Origin of the sequence: Halohasta salina, assembly GCF_024178165.1 — an archaeon.
GTDB lineage: Archaea > Halobacteriota > Halobacteria > Halobacteriales > Haloferacaceae > Halohasta > Halohasta salina.
Window position 1 is genome coordinate 148,644 of record NZ_JAMZIE010000004.1, and the last position, 20,405, is coordinate 169,048.

Sequence of the window (20,405 nt, forward strand, 5' to 3'; positions counted from 1 at the left end):
TTTTTGTAGTTTGTATTAGGATGAAAACACGATGAGCGGACAGGACGCGACAGCCGAGCGGGATCGAGCAGCCCTCACCAGCCCACCGGCCGCACTCCCGGCAGCGCTGGAGACGGCCGACATGGGAATGTTTGTGCTCGATTCCACGTTCACCGTTCGGTGGATCAACGAGACGGCGGCGACCTACTTCGGGCTCGATCGGGAGGCAGTAGTCGGCCGGGACAAACGGGAGTTGATCGAGTCGACGATCCGGTCGATCTTCGAGCGTCCCGAGCGGTTCGCCGAGACGGTTCTCGACACCTACACGGACAACACGTACGTCGAGGAGTTCGAATGCCACGTGCTACCCGGCGAGGAGCGGGCCGAACGCTGGCTGCTCCACCGGAGCAAACCGATCCGGTCGGGGGCACTCGCCGGCGGTCGGATCGAGCACTACACCGACATCACCGAACTCAAGACCTCCCAGCGCCGGCTCGAAGCCCAGCGGGACGACCTCGAAGTGCTCAATCAGGTCGTCCGCCACGACATCCGCAACGACCTCCAGCTGGTGAGCGCCTACGCCGACATGCTCGAATCCCACGTCGACGCGGCGGGGGAGGCCCACCGCGAGCGGATCGCCGACAGCGCCGCCAACGCGATCGAACTCACCGAGAGCGCCCGCGATCTGGCCGAAGTGATGCTCAGCCGGCAGGCCGAGACCACGCCGATCGCCGTCCGGGAAGTGCTCGACACCCAAATCGCGGAGGTCAGCGAGCTCAACCCCGCGGCGACGGTCCGAACCGAGGGACTGGTGCCCGAACGCGAGGTGCAAGCCAACGCGCTGTTGGGCTCGGTGATCCGGAACCTGCTTTCCAACGCGATCCAGCACAACCGGGACGGGGAGCCGACAGTCACCGTTTCGGTGACCGACGACGAGGAGACGGTCACGATCCGGGTCGCCGACGACGGTCCCGGGATCCCCGACCGACGGAAACAACAGCTGTTCGGCAAGGGACAGAAAGGCCTCGACAGCACCGGCACCGGCATCGGGTTGTATCTGGTCGAGACGCTCGTCGACGGCTACGGCGGCGAGGTCTGGATCGAAGACCAGGCGGACCAGGCCGGCTCGCCGGCCGAGGCCAGCGGAGCCGTCTTCGTCGTCGAGCTCCCGGTGGCCGGCTGATCGACATCCGGCGGTCGACAGGCAAGTGGTCGACGCCAACTGCTTGGCAGACGGATGTGAACTTGTTTTATATCGTACACATAGAGATGCCAGTACGGCCCCCTGTGAGAATATATCCCAATAGAAGATACAAAAATCAGACTCGCGAACCCCATCTTTCAATGTTTGTCTCCGAACATTTATTTGATATCACGAAAATCACGAAGACGTCAATATGAATTTGCCGGACAGGATCTTCGCAGTCGGTGGGGCTGGGAAGGCGATTACCTACGAGTTGCTGCGAGCAACGTGGGTACAGGAGGCAGTGCTGCGCCCCCGGCCGAACCCGCGGACACTGACGGTGACGATCATCGATACGGCCGAAGAGGAGGAGAACCGTGATCTGGAACGGATCTCGGAGATCGAAGCCGAGATACAGGAGACGAAAAACCGGCTGCGAGAGGAACACTCCGGCCGGCCTGGCGAGATCGACATCACCTATCTTCCGCTGACAAAGAACATCCAGCTCCACGATCAGAACGACCTGATCGGCGAGTCGACGGTCCCCCGGATCGCCTCCGGCGTCGGGATGGAGGAGGAAAACTGGTGGCTCAAGCCGGAGTTCATCAACGAGAACCTGAACTTCGCTACGGGTGTCGTCCGCAAACGCGGGCTGGGAAAGGGGCTGTACTACAAGGCCTACGCCGAGGACGACGACGTCCGGACCTCGATCGACCTTCCCCGACGTGGCAAAGTCGCGGTCATCGCCGGCCTCGGTGGAGGGACCGGTTCGGGCGTGTTCATCGATCTGGTGAAGGACCTCAAACAGACCCAGCGGACCGCCGAAATAACGCTGTTCGGGGTGCTCCCGAACGACGACGAGGGCGAGGCCGAGAACGCAAACGCGCACGCGACACTCTCGGAGCTTGAGCATCTGAGCCTCAACGGCGAGGATCTGTTCAAAGACCGGGTGCTGATCCCGATCGATCCGACCGGCTTCGGCGGCAAGAAAGCCAACATCCTCCAGAGTTCCGACGCGTTGATCGAGTTCGACCGGGCGGCGATCTACCTCATCGCCTCCTACTACAACATGATGGATATGGAGGACCCCTTCGCCGATACGCCGTCGTTCGCGCCGTTCATCATCGGCGTGCCGCAGGTCGTCCGGTACAACGTCGACGCGATACAGGAGGCCAAATCCGTCATCAGGGAACTGCTCACCGCCGAACAGGACGCCCTCGAAGCCGAGGAGAAGATCTACACCGAAGTCGACCGGTTCCTCACGAAGGCCTGGAGTCCCGACGGTCCCGAAGGCGAACTCCACGACTCGGATCTGAGCGACATCGAGAACCGCCTCAACGAGATCGAATCGCTGCTGAACTTCGATCTGTTCTCCGAACTCGACTACGAGTCAGTCTCGATCTACCGGGATATCATTTCGCAGGCCAAAGCCGAATCCGAGGAGATCGTCGAGCAGATCGAAGTGATCGGCGGCTCGATCCGTGCGGGCACCGCACAGATCGGCGACGACGCCGAACAGTTCGTCGACAGCACGGACAAACAGCTCGCCAACGTCATCCAAGACGAACTCAGGCGGCTCACCCACCGGCACACCCTGCTCGTCCGGCTGCGCGGCATCGACAACACCCACATCGAGAGCACCGTCAGCTACCTGCTCGGATTAGAGGACGAGGGTGTCAGCGCGGGGGTCCGCCTCAACCAGATCGAGGCGCGGCTCGACGAGGCCGAAGAGCGGAAACAGCACCTCGAATCGGAGCTCGAAGAGGTTTCGGCGGAGCTCGAAGAGCGGCGGCGGGAGCAACAAGACGAGATCGATCGGCGCGTCGACGACTGGGAGCGGTCGGTGCGGACCGCCTACGAGGAGTACACCGAGTGTCAGTCGATCCCGGTCGACGGGATCAGCGGCGATCTGGAGGTGGCCCTCGAAACGTTCGCCCGGGAGGTCGAGAACGCAGAGACCCAACAGCAACTCGAAGCGGTAAACGAGGCACAGGTCCGGGAGGCACTCGGAGAGCTCACCGCGGAGTTCGACCGGATCGGGATCAGCGTCAGCGACATCGAGCGGGACATCAACTCGTCGCTGGCGAACCTCAAGGACGCCAAGGAATCGTTCCTCACGATGAACGAGGAGGGCGGCACGATCGAGCGGCTCACCCCGTGGGAGACCTCCGCCGAGGAGGACCGCGAAAAGGCCAAACAGAACTACCGGATGAAGCGGACCCAACTGGGCGATACGGGCGTCTTTTCGATCTCCCGGGCGGGAGACTCGCTGTCGGTTACCGTCGAGTTCGACACCCAGACGCTCGGCCGAACGCTCGACAAGGAGGCCGAACAGCGGCGGCGAACGATCCTCAACGAGACACGGAACGAACTCGAAGATCCGCCGGCAGCGGTCGTCGACGACATCGAGCGGCGGCTGGACAGCACAAACAGCCTCGAAGAGATCACCCGCGACATCGAGGATCTGATCGAGGACGAGGTGCTCGAAACCGACGACATCGAACAGCGGCGTGACGAACTGGAGGCGGATCTCAAAGGGACCGAACAGAAAGTCGACCGATTCGACCGGACGGTCGATCTCTTCGAGGAGGCAAACGCGCTCCGGGAAGCGTTCGACGACGCGAAGGAAGCCTACCGCGAGTCCCGAGAGGCCTACCGGAAGGATCGGGATTCGACGGCGATGTCGACCGAAAACGAGGAGTACAGCTACGTGAAGACGATGCAGCCGAACAACATCCTCCAGCTCCGCGCGGATTCGGATATCAGCGAGAGCAAGCTGTTCAACGACGAGGTCGAACGGCAGCGGCTCCGCGGCGCACTGGAGGAGCTCGCCAAGAACGCACAGAACCCCAAATATACGGGGATCCGCAAACGCCGGATCAGCAACGATCGGGCGCGCTACAACGACATGCAGATCGTCGTCGGCGTGATGAGCCGCGCGATGAGCCAGATCGGCGATGTCGCGGATCTGAAAGGCGTGTTTCAGGGAGCCTACAACCTCGGACCGGGAAGCGAAAACTTCGCGTCGTTCCCGGTTGAGGCCGGCAACAACTGGGATGTCGGGCTCGGCATTTTCATCGACGGCGTGTTCCTCGACAACCTGCGTGCGGAAGTCGAGGCCGACGGCTACCACGCCGGCTACAAGGCCCGCGAGCAGTCCGACGAGACGGAGATCCTCGTCCACCACACCTACGGGCTCGATCAGGGTCGGTACGTCCGTCGGAAGGACATCCTGAATATGGAGAATCCGAACGATGTCGAGTTCTATCTCCGCGACGAGATGACGATCAGGGACGAACTCCTCGACGAATATCAAGAGACCGTCGAATTCACCGATACCGACACGGAGGGAGCCGAGTAGTATGGGGATCGGAGAGTTCCTCGAAGAAAACGGCGAGAAGGTCAAACTCGGCGTCTACTTCCTCGTCGTGATAGGCGTCGGCGGGATGCTGTTTTCGACACTCGGCGAAGCCTGGCGGCGAGCCGAGCTCGCCAAACCGCTGATCCTCTCGCTGGATCCGCTCGTCGGAGTGAGCCTCGAACAGTTTGCAGCCGGGATGTTCGGACTGTATCTCGGGCTGCTGGCGCTGATGATCGCCGACCCGAAGAAACGCATACAGGGCGTGTTGCTCGGGTTCGGAACCGCAGCCGCACTGGTCGGTCTCCTGTCGGTCGGCCTGTTCATTCCGAACATCGACTTCGGCGCGAACATCGTCCTGATCGTCGGCGGGATCGTTGCGGGGACGATTCTCGGCGGGGGGCAGCAGCTGCTCGAAGTCAGAACCGCCGACGCACTCGAGTTCCGTCGGGCGGCATCCAGACTGTATTTCGTACTGACGGGCATCATCGTCGTCGGGATGATCGAATACCATGTCACGTTCCCACAGTTGCTGGCCGTCAGTGACGCTGGCGTGTCGGTTCAGAACGTGGGTGGCTCGCTGTCGTTCACGCAGAGTGGGATGTTCGTCAACGGGCTCATGTCAGTCGTGTTCGTGCTGACTCTCCGCGAATTCGTCCAGTACGATTCCTCCGAAACCTTCTTTGTTCTCGGCCCGCGGGCATCGGGGAAATCGCTGCTGCTGGTGGGGAAGTATCTGGCCGCCCTCGACGATGCAACCGACCGCAAGGCCGACACGCCGATGAACCCGAGCGGTGACCTCATGGAACTCGTGAGCTCCCTCGATGCGGTCGGCCAAGACGCCGGCTGGGAGATCCGGTCGACCGCGTCAGCCGACGTCAAAGATCTCAGATTTAACTTCACGAAAGGCCGGGTGTTCCCGAAAAACGTCGAGATCGAAAGTCTCGATTACGCGGGCGAGTACCTCGACGAGCTGCCGAACGCGCTGATGAGCGCCGATGACGAGATCGACAACTCGACGTTGCGATTGCTCGCACAGCGCGTTCGGGACGCCGAAACGCTGATACTCGTGATCGATATGGAACGCTACCATCGAAACGAGTCCCTCGGAATCGAACCGTACTTCGATATCCTCGACGAGGCCTCGGGAACAGACGTACTGCTGGTCGCCACGAAGTGCGACATCCTCGCCGAACAATTCCGTGACGAACGGGCGCTCGAAGCCCACCAGTACTTCGACGAGTTTCAGGAGTACGTCAACAAGAAACTCGTCGCCAACGACCAAACGGTCCGAACGCTCGTCCAGAACACGGCCGGCAACGAGATCCATCCCGTCTACTACCAGACGAAGGTCGACGACGCTGGCGATCGGGTGCCGATGCGGGACCCCAACGGGAACGTCATGACGATCGGCTTCGACGAACTACTCAAAAAAGTGGGGTAACCACGTATGTCAATACTCACAGTATACGATTCCGAAGGAAACGAATACTCACCAATTGCTGAGACGGCCGGACGGAGCGAGCGAATCAAGGACCTGAACCTCGCCAGCGTGCGGTTCGCTATCGAGCCACAGGAGCGGCGTGTAATCGGCTACTTCAGGGCCAAAGCGACCCAGACGGCACGCTCCGAGCAGTATTACGCCGAGTTTACTGCGCGAAACGGGAACGATTCGATCGGCGAGTTTACCGACGCACTCAGGACCAGACTCGACGAGTGGGGCTACATCCTCGACGAGTCGGCCGACGAGATGGCCGTGTTTCAGCGGCTGGAGGACCCGGGTCGAGCGTCGACGCCGGGAGCGAAAAACGACCTGACGATTCTGCAGGATCTCGCCACCAACAGACAACTCACGAACGTCGGCGTCGGCGGTCCGGACGCCGCAGTGGGGTTACTGTCGGAGCTGGCAGACAGTCACTCGGTGGCGATCACGAGCGCCGAGGCCACCAGCCTTTCGACGTTCGATGTGGCGGTCACCGTCGGACGGTACTCGGGTATCGAACCGCTCGGCGAGACCGAACGTCGGTGGGAACAAGCCAAACAGTCGCTCCGCGACCAACTGATCAGCGAGGAGATCGACAGCATCAAACAGTCGGTCCAGACGCTCAAACGCGACCACGGACTGTCGGCCGACGAGATTAAACGGAAGGTTCCTAGTCTCTCGTCGACCGGGTCGACGGGGCCATCTTCACGCGGGGCGCCCGCCTCAAAGGGCGAGCGTATTAAACGGACGCTGCTCTCGCCGAAGGTCGGGAAGTACATGTTTATCGGCGCGGTGGTGTTGCTCGTGTTGCTCGGCGGGTTCTACGGGGCGACAACGTTCGGACTGTTGGGTTCGGGCGGCGATGGCGCGACGATCGGCGGAACCGTGTATGCTGATGGAGAGCCGGCTGAGGGGGTGACTGTCGAACTCACCGGCGACCAACTTGAGAGTCCCGACGAAACGACCACGAGTGGACGCCTGTTCGGAGTTATCGGCAGCCCCGGCAAGTACGAGTTTACCGGCGTACCGCCGAACGGGACATACGACGTGACAGCGACCGTCGACGGCGACGAGTACGAAGAGACGGGGGTCGAACCCGGCGAACAACAGGTCAGCTTGGGGACGCCAAGCGAGTCCGATGAGTCAGGCGGAATGTTCTCCTTCCTACCATTTGTGGGAGGTTCGGATTCGGGAACCAACGAGACAGAAACGGGCGGTGACACCGCGTCGGGAAATGAAACCGGGGGTGAAGAAGGATCGGAGGCTGAATCCGATTCGCAAGCCCCCTCAGGAGATAATTCGACCGACGAGTCGGGCAGCGAGTTCACCGCACAGACGTTCAGCTTGCGCGGAACGGTCACCGACGCGAGTGGGTTGGAAGAAGATGGAGTAAACATACGTATCGAAAACGAATCACTGCTAGCCGATGAAGACGATGGACGAATACGGGTTACCTCCGGTGAACGAGGTGAATACCAAACGGAGCCGGTACTCCAGAACGGAACATATAAATTGGAAGCATCAGTTCCAGTGAGCGAATCGAATTCAGATCAAGATTACTCCGGGACCGTCGAAATCGCCGGAAATACCACTGAAGACATCCAGCTCGGGTAGTGCCGAAAACAACCATGGCAAAGTCGACCACGATCTACCGGTTCGCCCTCTATTCGATGGGCCTGCTGTCGGTGCTGACGTTACTAACGGTGCTACATCTATCCGGGTTTGTCTCGCTGTCGACACAAACCCTACGAGTCGTGCAGTTGGGTATGGCGTTCATGCTGTTCGTGTGGCTCCCGAGTATCGTGATTGCTGGTGGGACCCGACTGTACGAGTCGGCGGACTCGACAGCAGACGACGAGTCGGCGGTCGACAAACCGGACGCGACGGCCGAGGAGTTACGTGCCGACGCCGACGAGGCGGTCGACGCGGCCGTCGGGGCGAGACGCGACGGCAGAACCGAAACCGCGATCGAAGGGTACGCCGAGGCGCTGGAGCTGTACCACGCCGCAGCGGCCCAGTCGACCGGCGACACACGTGAGTCGATCGAGGAGACGATCGAGCAACTCCAGACCGACCGGGCAGCGCTCCAGTCGATGCAGGCAGCCCAGTCGTCGTTTCGGGAGGCACTGTCGACCGCCGAGAGGAGTTTTCAGCGGGCGGTCGCTGCCCACGCCGACGACGAGCGGACGCTCGCACGGATCCGCTACCGGCAGGCACGCACTCAGTTCGAGACCGCCCTTGAGGCGCTCGACGACAGCGAGACGCCACTGCTGGAGACGCCGGTCGACGTGCCGGTCGAGATCGAAACCACGCTGACAACAAGACGACTCGGTGCGGTGTCGGGACTCGACGCAGCGGCGGTACAGGCACTCGAAGCCGATGGGATCACGACCGTGGGTGATCTTGATGCTCGAACGGGCGCGGAGACGACACGACCGAAGGCGGTCGACCGGCTCGAAGCGGCGGGCACGGTCGACCCCGAAACCGCGACGAAGCTGACAGCACTCTCGTGGAGTCACGATGAAGACAGCTATGCGTTCACCGAGCGGGCCGAGATAACCGACCGACACCAGCGGTCGACGATCGGATTCGAAGCCAGCTAACGGTGAATAAATACACAAATAAATAATAAATATAGAATCTTTTTAAATCGCATACGAAATTATTTATAATAAACGTGCGAGGAGCTGATATGGATCGCAGTCGGAGGAAGACAGTCACTCGTCGGCAGGCCGTGCGCACGGCCATCGGAGTCGGGGCCGTCGCCACGGGGATCGCCGGTGGGAGCGAGACGGTCGCGGCCGCGCCCGGCGAGGAGCTATGGGAGTTCGAGACCCGCGGGACCGTCCAATCGTCACCGACCGTAGTCGGGAATTTCGTTTACGTTGGCAGCGACGATGGCAGCGTCTACGCCGTGAATACGGCGTCGGCAGGCCTCCGCTGGCGGTTCAGTACCCGTGGAACCGTCCGCTCGTCGCCGACGGTTGTCGACGGGCTGCTGTTCGTCGGCAGTGACGACAACGCGGTGTACGCCGTCGATACGGAATCGGGCGACGAACAGTGGAGCTTCGAGACCGACGGTGCGGTCGGCTCCTCGCCGACTGTCGTCGGCGGAACCGTGTTCGTCGGCAGCGACGACGGCAACCTGTATGCGATCGACGCGAGTTCGGGCACCGAACAGTGGAGCGTCGAGACCGACGGCGCGGTCGAGGGATCGCCGGTCGTCCACGACGGTACCGTGTTCGTCGGGAGTACCGATGGGAGCCTGTACGCCGTCGAGACGGAGTCGGGCGACGAACAGTGGAGCTTCGAGACCGAGGGAGCGATCCGGGCGTCGCCGACGGCAACCAACGGGCTCGTCTATTTCGGCAGCGATGACCGGAACGTCTACGCAGTCGACGCCAACTCGGGCAAAGAGGAGTGGAACTACGAGACGGTCGGCGGTCTATCGGCACCGACAGTTGGCGACGGTGGGTTCGTCAGGGAGACGCTGTTTATCGGCGACCGAACGGGGACGATCTACGCGTTGAACGCAGAACTGGGTGGGCTGCGGTGGTCGAAAGACGTGGGAGATGACATCCGAGCGGCCCCGACGCTCGTCTCCGGACGACTGTTTATCGGGAACAGTTCCCTCTACAGTCTGGACGCTAAAACCGGCGAAGAAAACTGGAGTACCGATCTGGATCCGACCTCGGCACCGACCGTCTGGAAGGGGACGCTTTTCGTCGGCGGCGGCCGGGAAAGCCTCTATGCGGTCGACGGGGGGACCACACAGTCGAGTCAGGGGTCACGAGTACTGACCGGCACATTGGGACATCACGGCGAGTGGGCCCACGCCGACCAGAGTATCGAGATCGATACCAGCGCGACGAACCAGATGGAACCCGAATCGGAGTCCGAGACGACGTCGAACGACGAGACAGATCCGGAACCAGTCGAGACAGAGACCGGCGACGAGCCGCCGTCGACTGACAGTAGTGACAGCGGGGAGGAACTCATCCAGATCGCCACACTCAGCAGTATTGGCCTGTTGGCAACGTTAGTGATCGGCGGCGGGGCCTATTGGAGGATGCGTGGCTCGGGGACGAACGACTACACCGAACCGGGGACCGATGTCGACTCCGAATCGAAGACGGATGAGTACCCCGAACCGGAGCCGGGCGATACCGACCAGTCGACCGAGACGGCGGCCGACGACACGCCGGTCGAGTCGGCCGACACGGACGATCCCGAGGCGTTGCGTGCGGATGCCGACGACCGGCTCGCCGAGGCGGTCGACGAACGCAACGCGGGCAATCTCGAAGGGGCCATCGAACAGTATACAGCGGCGATCGAACTGTACACCACCGCCGCGGAGACTGCCGACGAGGAGGCGACCGAAGAGATCGAGGAGACGGTCGCCCAAGCTCGCGAGGACCGGGCGGCCGCTGAGACGGCACTGGAAGCACAGGAATCGATCCGTGAATCGCTCCAGCTTGGCGAAGAGAGCCTCCAAAACGCGATCGTCGCACACGCACAGGGAGAGTACACCCTCTCGAAGATCCGCTACCGACAGGCCCGCGAGGAGTTCGACGCCGCGATCGAGGATGCGGAAGCCAGCGACGTCGACCCCTTCAGCGAGGCGATCGAGGTGCCGGTCGGCAGCGACAACAGCCTGCCGTCCGAGCGGCTCGCCGAACTGCTCGGCCTGTCGGACGGGACGGCCGAGGCACTGAGCGAGGCTGGCCTCGAAACTGTCGACGATCTCACGACAGAGGCGACCGGGTCCGACGACGAAACGGGTCGACTGGAAGTCACTGTCGTCACGGAACTACTCGAGGAGGGCACGATCGACGACGAACTGGCGGCCAAACTGACGGCGCTGTACTGGTGGCACAACGAGGAGACACACACCGTCACCGATCGGACGGCGGTCGAAGCGCGGTACGAACAGGCCGTGGCGGGCTACGAGGCGAGCCGATAGCAAAGCGGCTGATCACACGCCGGAACGCGACTGCCGCACGAACGGACCGTCAATCCGAGTCGTCGACCGCCAACTCCTCGGCCACCACGTCGGCGGCCAACAGCGCAGGGTCGACGGCCAGATCGGCCTGCCCCTTGGCGAACTCCGGCAGCGACTCGCGGCTGTAGACGACCGCCCGCACGTCGGGGTTGCGGTCCTTGGCGACCGAGATCCCCGTGGCTTCGGCCACGTCGGTCAGTACCAGCAGGTCGGCGTCGTCGATCCCGGCGTCGTCGAGCGTTGAGGCCGACACAGTGTCGGTGATCCGAGTGACAGAGAGCCCCTCGGCTTCGAGTGCGTCGACGAGCCCCTCGGGGTCGGAGCCGGCGACGATTGCGGTCTGGGCCATTACTCGTACTCGATGGTCGCCGGGGGTTTGTGCGTGACGTCGTAGACGACGCGGGCGACGGTCTCGTTTTCGCCGGTGATCCGGCTCTGGATACGCTGGAGGGTCTGCCAGTCGATCTCCTGGGCGCGGGCGGTCATTCCGTCGCGGCTCTCGACGGAGCGCACTGCGACGACCCAGCCGTGCACCCGGTTGTCACCCTTGACGCCGGTGGCCTTGCCGATCACGGCGGCGAAGGCCTGCCACGGCTCGTACTCCTCTAACTCCTCTTCGACGACGTGGCAGGACTCGCGGGCCACGTCGACCTTCTCGGGAGTGACTTCGCCGATGACGCGGACCGCGAGGCCGGGGCCGGGGAACGGCATGCGCTCGGAGATGATCTCCTCTAATTCGAGTTCGCGGGCGACCTCCCGGACCTCGTCCTTGTAGAGATCCCGGACGGGTTCGACGATTCCCTCGAAGTCGACCACGTCCGGCAGCCCGCCGACGTTGTGGTGGGATTTGATGTTGCCCTCCGACTCGATGCGGTCGGGGTAGATCGTTCCCTGGACCAGCTGTTTGGCGTCGGTTTCCTTCGCTTCGCGTTCGAACTCGCGGATGAACTGCTCGCCGATGACCTTGCGCTTTTCCTCAGGGTCGGTGACGCCGGCGAGCGCGTCGAAGAAGCGGTCGCGGGCGTCGACGATTTCGAGACTGTCCATGAACGCGAACGTCTCGCGGATCTGGTCGGTCTCACCCTTGCGCATCAGGCCGGTGTCGACGTAGACCGGGGTCAGTTGGTCGCCGACTGCGCGGTACGCGAGGGTGGCGGCGACAGAAGAGTCGACGCCACCGGAGAGCGCGATGATCGCGTTGTCGTTGCCGATCTGTTCGGAAATCGATTCGACTGCCTCGTCGATGAATTCGGTAGGATTGACCATTAGATCGTCACCTCGTCTTCGGAGGGAGTTTCGGTGTCGGATTCGTCTCGCGTGAGAATCGCTTCGAGGAAACCGACGAACGGAGGGCTCGCGCGGTCGGGGCGGGACCGGAACTCAGGATGGAACTGCGTGCCGAGGAAGAAGGGATGATCTTCCAGTTCGAGGATCTCCATGCGTCGACCCGCCGTTCCGGAGAACACCATGTTTTCGGATTCGAGTTGGTCGATGTACTCGGGGTTGACCTCGTAGCGGTGGCGGTGGCGCTCGGTACACGAGTCGGCCTCGTAGATCGCTTCGGCCAGCGTGTCGGCTTCGATCTGGGTTTCGTGTGCGCCGAGCCGCATCGTCCCGCCCATGTCGTCGATCTCCTTCTGCTCTGGAAGGATGTCGATGACGGGATGGGGCGTCTCCTCGTCGATCTCGGCGGAGTGTGCGCCCTCCAGTCCGAGGACGTTGCGGGCCTGCTCGATCACGGCCATCTGGAAGCCGAGACAGAGCCCGAGGAAGGGAACGTCGTTCTCGCGGGCATACCGGACGGCCTCGATCTTGCCGTCCGTTCCACGGGAGCCGAAGCCGCCGGGGACGATGATCCCGTCGGCGGCTTCGAGCCGGTCGCGGTGGTCGTCGTGCATCGCTTCGGAGTCGACCCAGAGAACGTCGACGTCGACTTCCTGTTCGATCCCGGCGTGTTTCAGTGCCTCGTGGATCGACATGTAGGCGTCTTCGAGGCCGTATTTGCCGACGAGTGCGATCTCGACGGTGCCACTCCGCTCGCGGGTGACCAGTTCGCGCCAGCGCTGGGAGCGGTCGGCTTTGGGGAGTGCGCCGTCGGCGATCCCGAGTCGCTCCATCACGTACTCGTCTAACCCCTCGTCTTCGACCATCAGCGGGACCTTGTAGATGTCGTCGACATCGGGGTTCGAGAAGACAGCCTCGGTCGAGACGTCACAGAAGCGGGCGATCTTCGTCTTGGTTCCCTCTTCAAGGCGCTCTGCGTTCCGACCGACCAGAATATCCGGCTGGAGGCCGATCGACCGGAGTTCCTTGACGCTGTGTTGGGTGGGTTTGGTCTTCTGCTCGCCGTTCATCGAGTCGGGGACCAGAGTGACGTGCATGAAGAGCAGGTCCTCGTCGTCCTCCTCGGAGGCGAACTGCCGGAGGGATTCGAGGAACGGCATCGACTCGATGTCGCCGACGGTGCCACCGATCTCGACGATACAGACGTCCGTTCCTTCGGCGGCCTCGCGGATGCGCCGTTTGATATCATCCGTCACGTGGGGGATGATCTGAACGGTCTTGCCGAGATAGTCGCCGGCGCGCTCGGCTTCGATCACGCTCTGGTAGGTCTTGCCCGTGGTGACGTTGTGATCGGAGGTCATGTCGATCCCGAGGAACCGTTCGTAGTTCCCCAGATCGAGGTCGACCTCGCCGCCGTCCTTGAGGACGTAGACCTCGCCGTGTTCGTAGGGATTCATCGTCCCGGCGTCGACGTTGAGATAGGGGTCGACCTTGACCGCGGTCACGTCGAAACCGGCGTTGGCAAGCAGGCGGCCCGTACTCGCCGCAGTAATTCCTTTTCCGAGACCGGACATCACACCTCCCGTTACAAAAATGAACTTCCGCCCCAGTGTGGGGTCGTATCCCGTGTCGGGTTCGGTCGGCATACTGACTGTGTGTAAGGTTTCGTCAAAACCGTTTCGATGGGGTTGCTGGCTGTCTCGTGTTCACACGGGGAGAGTAGTCGACGGCTACTGAGCGGGCGGGCGGTCGTAGGCGTCGACTACTGGACTGTTCGGTGCTCGTTGCGGCAACGGCTCGGCGAGTCGGGCGGTCGTGGTCGACTCGGTGAACGAACGCGTCCGGTTGTAGTCGGTAAATCGGGTCCGGACCGTCACCGGCTCGCCGGTCGCAGTACTGATTCGGGCTTCGAGTTCCGCGGCGATGGCCGGCGGATCACCACTGCCGGTGTAGGCGAAATGGACCGTCACGGTTTCCGGCTGGCCGAGGAGCGTGTCGTCGCTGTACTCGGTTCGAACGGCAACCGGGTCGACCGATCGGTAGTCGGATTGCTGGGCGAGCCCGTCGACTTCGGTGGCGACCTGTCGATCGAACGCCATCTGCTGGGCGGTCCCGACGCCGACGGTGCCGACGACCACGCCGATGGCGACCGCAGTCGAGACGACAGCGACTGTTTCGCGTCGTGAGGCCGAACCGAGGAGCCAGCCGGATGCGTCGGGGCGATACCCCATCGCCACCAACACGAGGAACGCTCCGAGATTGATCAGTACCATCGTCACCACCAAGAGCAGAAGCGAGCCGACCGCGAGCCGCGATTCGCGCCAGACGACCGCGATCCCGGTGGTTGCGGCCGCCGGGATGAGTGCGGCCGCGATCATGACGCCGATCAGTGAGGTCGGCCCCTTCGTCGTGAGTCCGAACGCGCCCGCGGCTCCCGCAGCGAGTCCGACAGTGACCGAAAGCAGCCCCGGCGAGAGACGGACACCGATCAGTTCGATCGAGGTGATAGCGAGCTGCTGCGGCATGAACCCCGTGAAATAAACGACGCCGGAGAACAGTGCAGCCCCGGCGACTGCCACGGCGAGGCCGCCCGCCTGAAGCCAGATGCTATCGAGCAACATTCGTCGATCGCCGGTGACAGCACCGACGGTCGCGGTCAACACTGGGCCGACGATCGGCGCGATCACCATCGAGCCGACGACGATCGCCGGCGAATCCATGAGGAGCCCTACGACGGCGATGACCGCGCTCAGAAAGATCATCGACAGAAACGAAGTCGGATCCGAGCTCATGTCTTTGGCCTTCGACCGAAGCTCCGGCTGTGTGAGCGGGTCAAAATCGCTGGCGAACCGGTTTTGAAGCGCCTCGTCGTGGGGCGTGATCGCGCTTTCGAGGCTCCCGATGACGGTGTACTGTTCGTTGTCGACGCCCGCCTCGTCGAGCCGACCCAGCAGGTAGCCGATCGCGTCGCTGGGAACGGGAGCCGAAAACAGCCACTGCCGGCGACCGTCGATCCATGCCTCCTGTCGGACGTAGTCGACGCCCTCCGCGTCGAAGAGCCCAGCGACCGCCTCGCGGGTGTCGTCGTCGACGAGCACCTGCAACTGACGCACACCGTGAGCACCACGCCACTCCTCAAAAGGCTCGTGGCCGGGTGGCCAAGTCGTGATTGCGGCACTAATCCTGATCGGTGTCGCCGCGGCCACACAGCGCACGCAGGTACCGCGATCCACCGGGAACGCTATCGATCTTGCCTGCTCACACCCGGCAGTTCGAGTACGAGATCGGGACCGAACGCGCCGGCAGGCGTCGCAAACCCATCGGGGGCTTCGCCGTCGAGGACGCCCTCCGCACAGGCGAGGGCGGCCGCGACCGTCAACTCGTAAGTATCGGGCGTCCGGAGGATCGATTGAACCGTTTCGCCGCTCGATTCGCTCCACGCCTCCCCCCAGATGGTAGTCTCGTTTTCGGCGCGGGCAGCCCAGCTCGGCCCCTCGACGAACCGGTCGACCAGCCCTTTCAACAGTCGCTGGACCGGTTCGGTCGCCAGCACGCCCCCGAACGGTCGGGTGAGCATGAGTGTATGACGAACTGCGTCCGGGACCGCAACGTAGACCGCGATATTGGGGATGCCGGTCGTCCGGTAAGCCGTCGACAGATCGCCCCACGGGATCGTCATCACCGTTTCGGTGCCCGTCCCGAAGTCGACGACCCGGGTTTTGGAGGCCGTAGGGATCGCCCGGAGGTGGCCGTCCTCGCGGATCGCGCTGCCGGAGCCGACCCCGTTGAGCAACGTCTTGAGCGTCCCACCCGACAGCGAGCCGGAGGCCGACAGCGCCAACGCGAGATGCGTCGCCTCCGGGAGCCGCGCCTGCAGGTGGGCCGCAAGCGAGTCGGTCGGTACCACATCGTAGCCGACGCCGGGCATGAGCGTGATGCCAGCCGCAGTGGCTTCGCCATCACGGCGGGCCAGTCGTTCGAAGACCGGGAGTTCGCCCGTGATGTCGAGATAGTCGACACCGCGGTTCAGACAGGCCTCGACCAGTGGCTCGGCGGTCGCGTCGAACGGACCCGCACAGTTGAGTACCGCGTCGACCCCCGAGAGGTGGGCTTCGATGTCGTCAGTCAGGCCGAACGCACGGCTTCGACAGTCGAGGTCGGTGCCGAGAGGGTGGAGGCGGTCGGGATCACGCCCGGCCAACACGGGATCAAACTCGCGGGCGGCGGCTGTACGGGAGATCAGTTCGCCCGTATAGCCGTACGCGCCGTAGATCATGAGGGCGTCCATACGGATCGATTGTCCCGTCGACAGGAAAATTAGGCGGCGACTACTGGGGCCCCGAATCGCAGTAGTCGACGCCAAACGGGGGCCGATCGCCGGTCGAGGAGACGCCGCCGACGGTTGCCACCGTCGAAACCCGAATACCGGCGCGGTCCAAACGGGGGGTATGACGACGGTCGACGTTGGATCGCGGCTACATTTCGGCTTCGGGAACCTCTCGTTGGCCCACGAACGGCTGTACGGAGCCCTCGGCGTCGCCCTCGACCAGCCGCGGCTCTCATTGCAAGCCAGCCGAGCCGAGGCGATCGATGCTCCCGAGCGCTGTGTGCCGGCGGTCGAAACCGTCTGTGAGCTGTTCGATCTGCCGGGCGCGGCAGTTACCGTCACCGACCCGCTCCCGCAACACGTCGGCCTCGGCAGCGGTACCCAACTGGCGCTCGCGGTTGCGGTCGCCGTCGGCGGTGCCTACGAGCGAACGGTCGACGTGCGCGCGCTCGCGCCCGATCTCGGGCGGGGCGGGCGGTCGGGAATCGGCGTAGCGACCTTCGAACGGGGTGGGTTCGTCGTCGACGGCGGCCACCCCACGGCGCGGTTCACCACCGACCGCCCGGCAGACGGCGACTGGACGGTGCCGCCGATCGCGGCGCGCCACCCGATCCCCGACGACTGGCGGTTTCTGGTCGTCCTGCCGGCCGCCGACCCCGGCCGCAGCGGCGCGGCCGAAGACGAGAGCATCCGCGGCGTGGTCGAGCGGGCCGATCCCGCCCCCGCCGACCGGATCGCCGGCACGATCACTCGAAAGGTGTTGCCGGCGATCGCCACCGGCAGTGCCGACCGGTTCGGGAGCGCGGTCGCCGAGATCGGCCGACTCAACGGGACGTGGTACGCCGACGAGCAGGGTGGGGTCTACCGCCCGCCGGTCGGCGAGTTGGTGGATGCCCTCAGTGCCGAACCGGCGGTCTACGGGGCCGGCCAGTCGTCGTGGGGGCCCGCCGTCTACGGCGTGACCGACGTCGACCATGCCGAGGCGGCCCACGAGGCCGCCGAACGAGCGCTCGCAGCCGCCGGCCTCGACGGCGAGGTGGTGGTCGCCGCCGGGCGGAACGAAGGAGCCCGCACCGTAGGCAGTGACTACTCGGCGTAAGATCGGCGTAACGGATAAAAAGCGGCCCGAATAGTGGTAGCCATGGAAGATATTCCGTTCGGCATCTCCCGGCTCGACTCGCTGCTCGAGGGCGGTGCACCGCCCGGCAGCGTCGTGTTGCTCTCCGGCGAAGCGGGGGCGGGAGCCCGGGAGTTCGTCTACACGAGCGCGGCGATGAACGCGCTGGCCAAGACGGACAGCGAGCTGTTCGATCTCCACTACGGCGAGGTCCCCGAAGGCTCCCGACTGCCGCCGGAGGTCCACTACATCTCCTTTACGTCGGCGAAGTCGACGCTCGAACAGGAGCTACGCTACACGCTGTCGGACGACATCGTCGACGCCGCAATCGACAACATCCGGTATCAGGACCTCTCGGTGGAATACTTCCAGTCGAGCCGGATCCCACAGGACTGGTATCTGGGCCGGACGACCGACCTCTCGGATCTCAGCGGTGGAGGGAACCGCCAGAAGGTCCTCAGCGCGCTCGGCGACTATCTGACCGAACACGCTTCGGGGAACCTGATCGTCTTCGACGCCATTACCGACCTCCTGAGTGCGATCGGCGACGACCTCGAATGGCAGGACATCCCGATGTTGATCCGCGGGCTCAAACGCGCCGCTGCACAGTGGGGCGGGCTCATCCTCGTGTTGGCCAGCGAGGAGACGCTGACGCCGACCCGACGCGGACAGCTCTCGGATGCCGCCAGCGGGACGATCGACTTCTCCTGGGAGACCGGCGGCTCTAAGCGCGCACGGGTGATGGTCGTCAAACAGTTCCGCGGGGTGTTGTCGCGGCTCGAACAGGAAGACATCGTGCAGTTCGAAAGCGAAATCCACGAGGGCGGCTACGACCTCAGTAACGTCCGCAAGATCAGATAATCCGGTAAGCAGAACATAACTATATGTGGACACGATTCCGGGATCGTGTCCATTCATTTATCATGGATTTTTAAGTTTAGGGCTTGTTAGGTAGATATCAATGGCGAGTGAGCAGGAAGAACCGGGGCCACTTCCGTCGGAACTCGAGGAGTGGGTCGCGGCATACACGGAAGAAACCGGAAAGAACCGGGAGACGGTGCTCGCTCGTGCGGTCGCATCCTATCAGCTGCTTGCCGACGGTGTCGACGCCGACGAGGCGGCCGACGAATTCCTTTCGGAGCTGGAGTCGCGGATCGACGAGTTGGAGGCCAACGCCGGAGCCGAGCGGATCGACGAACTGGAGGCCAACGCCGGAGCCGAGCGGATCGACGAACTGGAGGCCGACCTCGAGGCCCACGTCGAGGACCTCCGGTCGCGGATCGTCGACGTGATGAAAGAGGCGCGGGCGCGTGCGCCGGCCGATCACAGTCACGACGCCATCGACGAGCGGCTCGACGAACTCGAAACCGGCATCGAGACCGTCGAAGACGAACTGGGGGCACACGCCGGGAGCGTCGACGAGCTATCGGAGTCGGTCGAGGCCCTCGAGGCGGAGCTGTCGGCACTCGAAGCCGACTTCGAGGATCGGTTCGAGGCGGCCGAGGGAGAGGTCGGCTCGCTGTCTGAGTCGGTCGGAACGGTCGAGTCGAAGGCCGACCGGCTCGCGGAGGTAGTCGTCGACCTGCGGCGGCGGGTCCAGCGGATCGAGAGCCACGTCACCCACCAGACCGCGCTGGCGGAACTGCTCGAAACCGCCGCCCGGGAGGATATCGAATCGGCCCGGTGTGACAACTGCAGCGAGATGGTCTCGCTGCCGCTGTTGGCCGAGCCCGCCTGTCCGCACTGCCGGAGCGTCTTCGACGGCCTCGAACCGGGATCGATGTTCTTCAAATCCGCGTGGTTGACGATCGCCGACCGACCGGCCCTCGAAGCCGGCTCGACTACCGAACAGGCCTTCGAGCCCGACGACACCCAGAGACAACAATGAGCGACGAGAACCCCGACGATGAGCCGTCGGTCTGGGACGAAATCGAGGATTTCACCAGCGCCGACCCCGCCGACGAGGAACAGGTCGTCGACGCCACAATCGTCGACAGCGACGAGCCGAGCGCATCCGACAGTCGGAGATCCGCTGGCGACGCCGAGCCGGTGACACCCGAGGAGACACACCCTGCGGGCGAATCCCACGCGGAGACGCCCGAGCCCGACCAGGAACCGTTCGGCGAGACAGCCCAAGCGACACGCACCGACCACGAACCGCTCGACGAAACAACCCGAGCGCCGGATGCCGACCGAGATACCGAGACGCAGACCGCCGAGTCGTCGATCGACGACATCCCGGCCGACGACGAGGAGCCGCCGGACGCCGACGAAGCGTTCGACGAGATGGATGTCTCGGACATCGACGGCGAGGCGCTGTGGGACGAACTGCCCGGCGGCGGGACCGCGGCCGACGCTACTACGGCCGGCGCCGCCACAGCCGCGGAGTCGGCGGCGGCCGAACCGAGTGCGACGTCGGAGACCGGCTCCGTGGACGGCCAGCCGGCGGCCGGCCCGGGAGCAGACGGCGACGAGACGCTGGTCGACAAACGTCAGTACTGCCAGCAGTGTCCCTACTTCACCGATCCCCCCGAGGTGGGGTGTACCCACTCCGGGACCACGATCGTCGAGGTCGTCGAAGACGGCCGGTTCCGGGTGCGTGACTGCCCGGTGGTCACCGAGACGGGGCCGGATCGGACGATCCTCGACGGCGGGGATTAACTGTCCGGAGC

General features: G+C 63.7%; 15 protein-coding genes. 10 read left to right on the forward strand and 5 right to left on the reverse strand.

Annotation, left to right across the window (positions count from 1 at the left end):
- Positions 1 to 31: 31 nt before the first annotated feature.
- The 6 genes from NKJ34_RS10610 to NKJ34_RS10635 all read left to right on the forward strand — a co-directional run bounded on the left by NKJ34_RS10610 (position 32) and on the right by NKJ34_RS10635 (position 10,966).
- Positions 32 to 1,162, forward strand: a complete 1,131-nt coding sequence (locus NKJ34_RS10610) for a sensor histidine kinase (protein WP_253738274.1) — start codon at positions 32 to 34, stop codon at positions 1,160 to 1,162.
- A gap of 214 nt (positions 1,163 to 1,376) precedes the next feature.
- Positions 1,377 to 4,523, forward strand: a complete 3,147-nt coding sequence (locus NKJ34_RS10615) for a tubulin-like doman-containing protein (RefSeq protein ID WP_253738275.1) — start codon at positions 1,377 to 1,379, stop codon at positions 4,521 to 4,523.
- A gap of 1 nt (position 4,524) precedes the next feature.
- On the forward strand, positions 4,525 to 5,964 hold the full coding sequence (locus NKJ34_RS10620; protein ID WP_253738276.1) for a ZIP family metal transporter: 1,440 nt from the start codon (positions 4,525 to 4,527) through the stop codon (positions 5,962 to 5,964).
- A gap of 6 nt (positions 5,965 to 5,970) precedes the next feature.
- Entirely contained in the window at positions 5,971 to 7,617 is a 1,647-nt protein-coding gene (locus NKJ34_RS10625) for a carboxypeptidase-like regulatory domain-containing protein (RefSeq protein ID WP_253738277.1), read from the forward strand.
- Positions 7,618 to 7,631: 14 nt separating this feature from the next.
- Positions 7,632 to 8,606 carry a hypothetical protein gene (locus tag NKJ34_RS10630; RefSeq protein ID WP_253738278.1) on the forward strand — a complete coding sequence of 325 codons (975 nt, stop codon included), beginning with the start codon at positions 7,632 to 7,634 and terminating at the stop codon, positions 8,604 to 8,606.
- An 89-nt stretch (positions 8,607 to 8,695) separates the two neighbouring features.
- Positions 8,696 to 10,966, forward strand: coding sequence for an outer membrane protein assembly factor BamB family protein (locus NKJ34_RS10635; protein WP_253738279.1), 2,271 nt, complete (start codon positions 8,696 to 8,698; stop codon positions 10,964 to 10,966).
- Between the two features lie 49 nt (positions 10,967 to 11,015).
- On the opposite strand, the gene NKJ34_RS10640 is transcribed toward NKJ34_RS10635, so the two are convergent.
- The 5 genes from NKJ34_RS10640 to NKJ34_RS10660 form a co-directional block, all read right to left on the reverse strand.
- Complete coding sequence (locus NKJ34_RS10640) at positions 11,016 to 11,354, reverse strand: DUF7126 family protein (RefSeq protein WP_253738280.1); 339 nt, start codon at positions 11,352 to 11,354, stop codon at positions 11,016 to 11,018.
- Positions 11,354 to 12,271 carry a glutamine-hydrolyzing GMP synthase gene (guaA, locus tag NKJ34_RS10645; RefSeq protein WP_253738281.1) on the reverse strand — a complete coding sequence of 306 codons (918 nt, stop codon included), beginning with the start codon at positions 12,269 to 12,271 and terminating at the stop codon, positions 11,354 to 11,356. The genes NKJ34_RS10640 and guaA overlap by 1 nt, the downstream gene beginning before the upstream one ends.
- Complete coding sequence (gene pyrG / locus NKJ34_RS10650; protein WP_253738282.1) at positions 12,271 to 13,935, reverse strand: CTP synthase; 1,665 nt, start codon at positions 13,933 to 13,935, stop codon at positions 12,271 to 12,273. Before pyrG ends, guaA begins: the two co-directional genes overlap by 1 nt.
- An 84-nt stretch (positions 13,936 to 14,019) precedes the next feature.
- Complete coding sequence (locus NKJ34_RS10655) at positions 14,020 to 15,402, reverse strand: DUF389 domain-containing protein (RefSeq protein ID WP_253738283.1); 1,383 nt, start codon at positions 15,400 to 15,402, stop codon at positions 14,020 to 14,022.
- Between the two features lie 128 nt (positions 15,403 to 15,530).
- Positions 15,531 to 16,577, reverse strand: coding sequence for a saccharopine dehydrogenase family protein (locus NKJ34_RS10660; protein WP_253738284.1), 1,047 nt, complete (start codon positions 16,575 to 16,577; stop codon positions 15,531 to 15,533).
- A 160-nt stretch (positions 16,578 to 16,737) separates the two neighbouring features.
- Between NKJ34_RS10660 and NKJ34_RS10665 the strand changes: the two genes are divergently transcribed.
- The 4 genes from NKJ34_RS10665 to NKJ34_RS10680 all read left to right on the forward strand — a co-directional run bounded on the left by NKJ34_RS10665 (position 16,738) and on the right by NKJ34_RS10680 (position 20,394).
- On the forward strand, positions 16,738 to 17,715 hold the full coding sequence (locus tag NKJ34_RS10665) for a beta-ribofuranosylaminobenzene 5'-phosphate synthase family protein (protein WP_253738285.1): 978 nt from the start codon (positions 16,738 to 16,740) through the stop codon (positions 17,713 to 17,715).
- 42 nt (positions 17,716 to 17,757) lie between these two features.
- Positions 17,758 to 18,594, forward strand: coding sequence for an RAD55 family ATPase (locus NKJ34_RS10670; protein ID WP_253738286.1), 837 nt, complete (start codon positions 17,758 to 17,760; stop codon positions 18,592 to 18,594).
- A gap of 100 nt (positions 18,595 to 18,694) precedes the next feature.
- On the forward strand, positions 18,695 to 19,621 hold the full coding sequence (locus tag NKJ34_RS10675; protein ID WP_253738287.1) for a hypothetical protein: 927 nt from the start codon (positions 18,695 to 18,697) through the stop codon (positions 19,619 to 19,621).
- Positions 19,618 to 20,394, forward strand: a complete 777-nt coding sequence (locus NKJ34_RS10680; RefSeq protein WP_253738288.1) for a DUF8135 domain-containing protein — start codon at positions 19,618 to 19,620, stop codon at positions 20,392 to 20,394. Before NKJ34_RS10675 ends, NKJ34_RS10680 begins: the two co-directional genes overlap by 4 nt.
- The last annotated feature ends 11 nt before the right edge of the window (positions 20,395 to 20,405 follow it).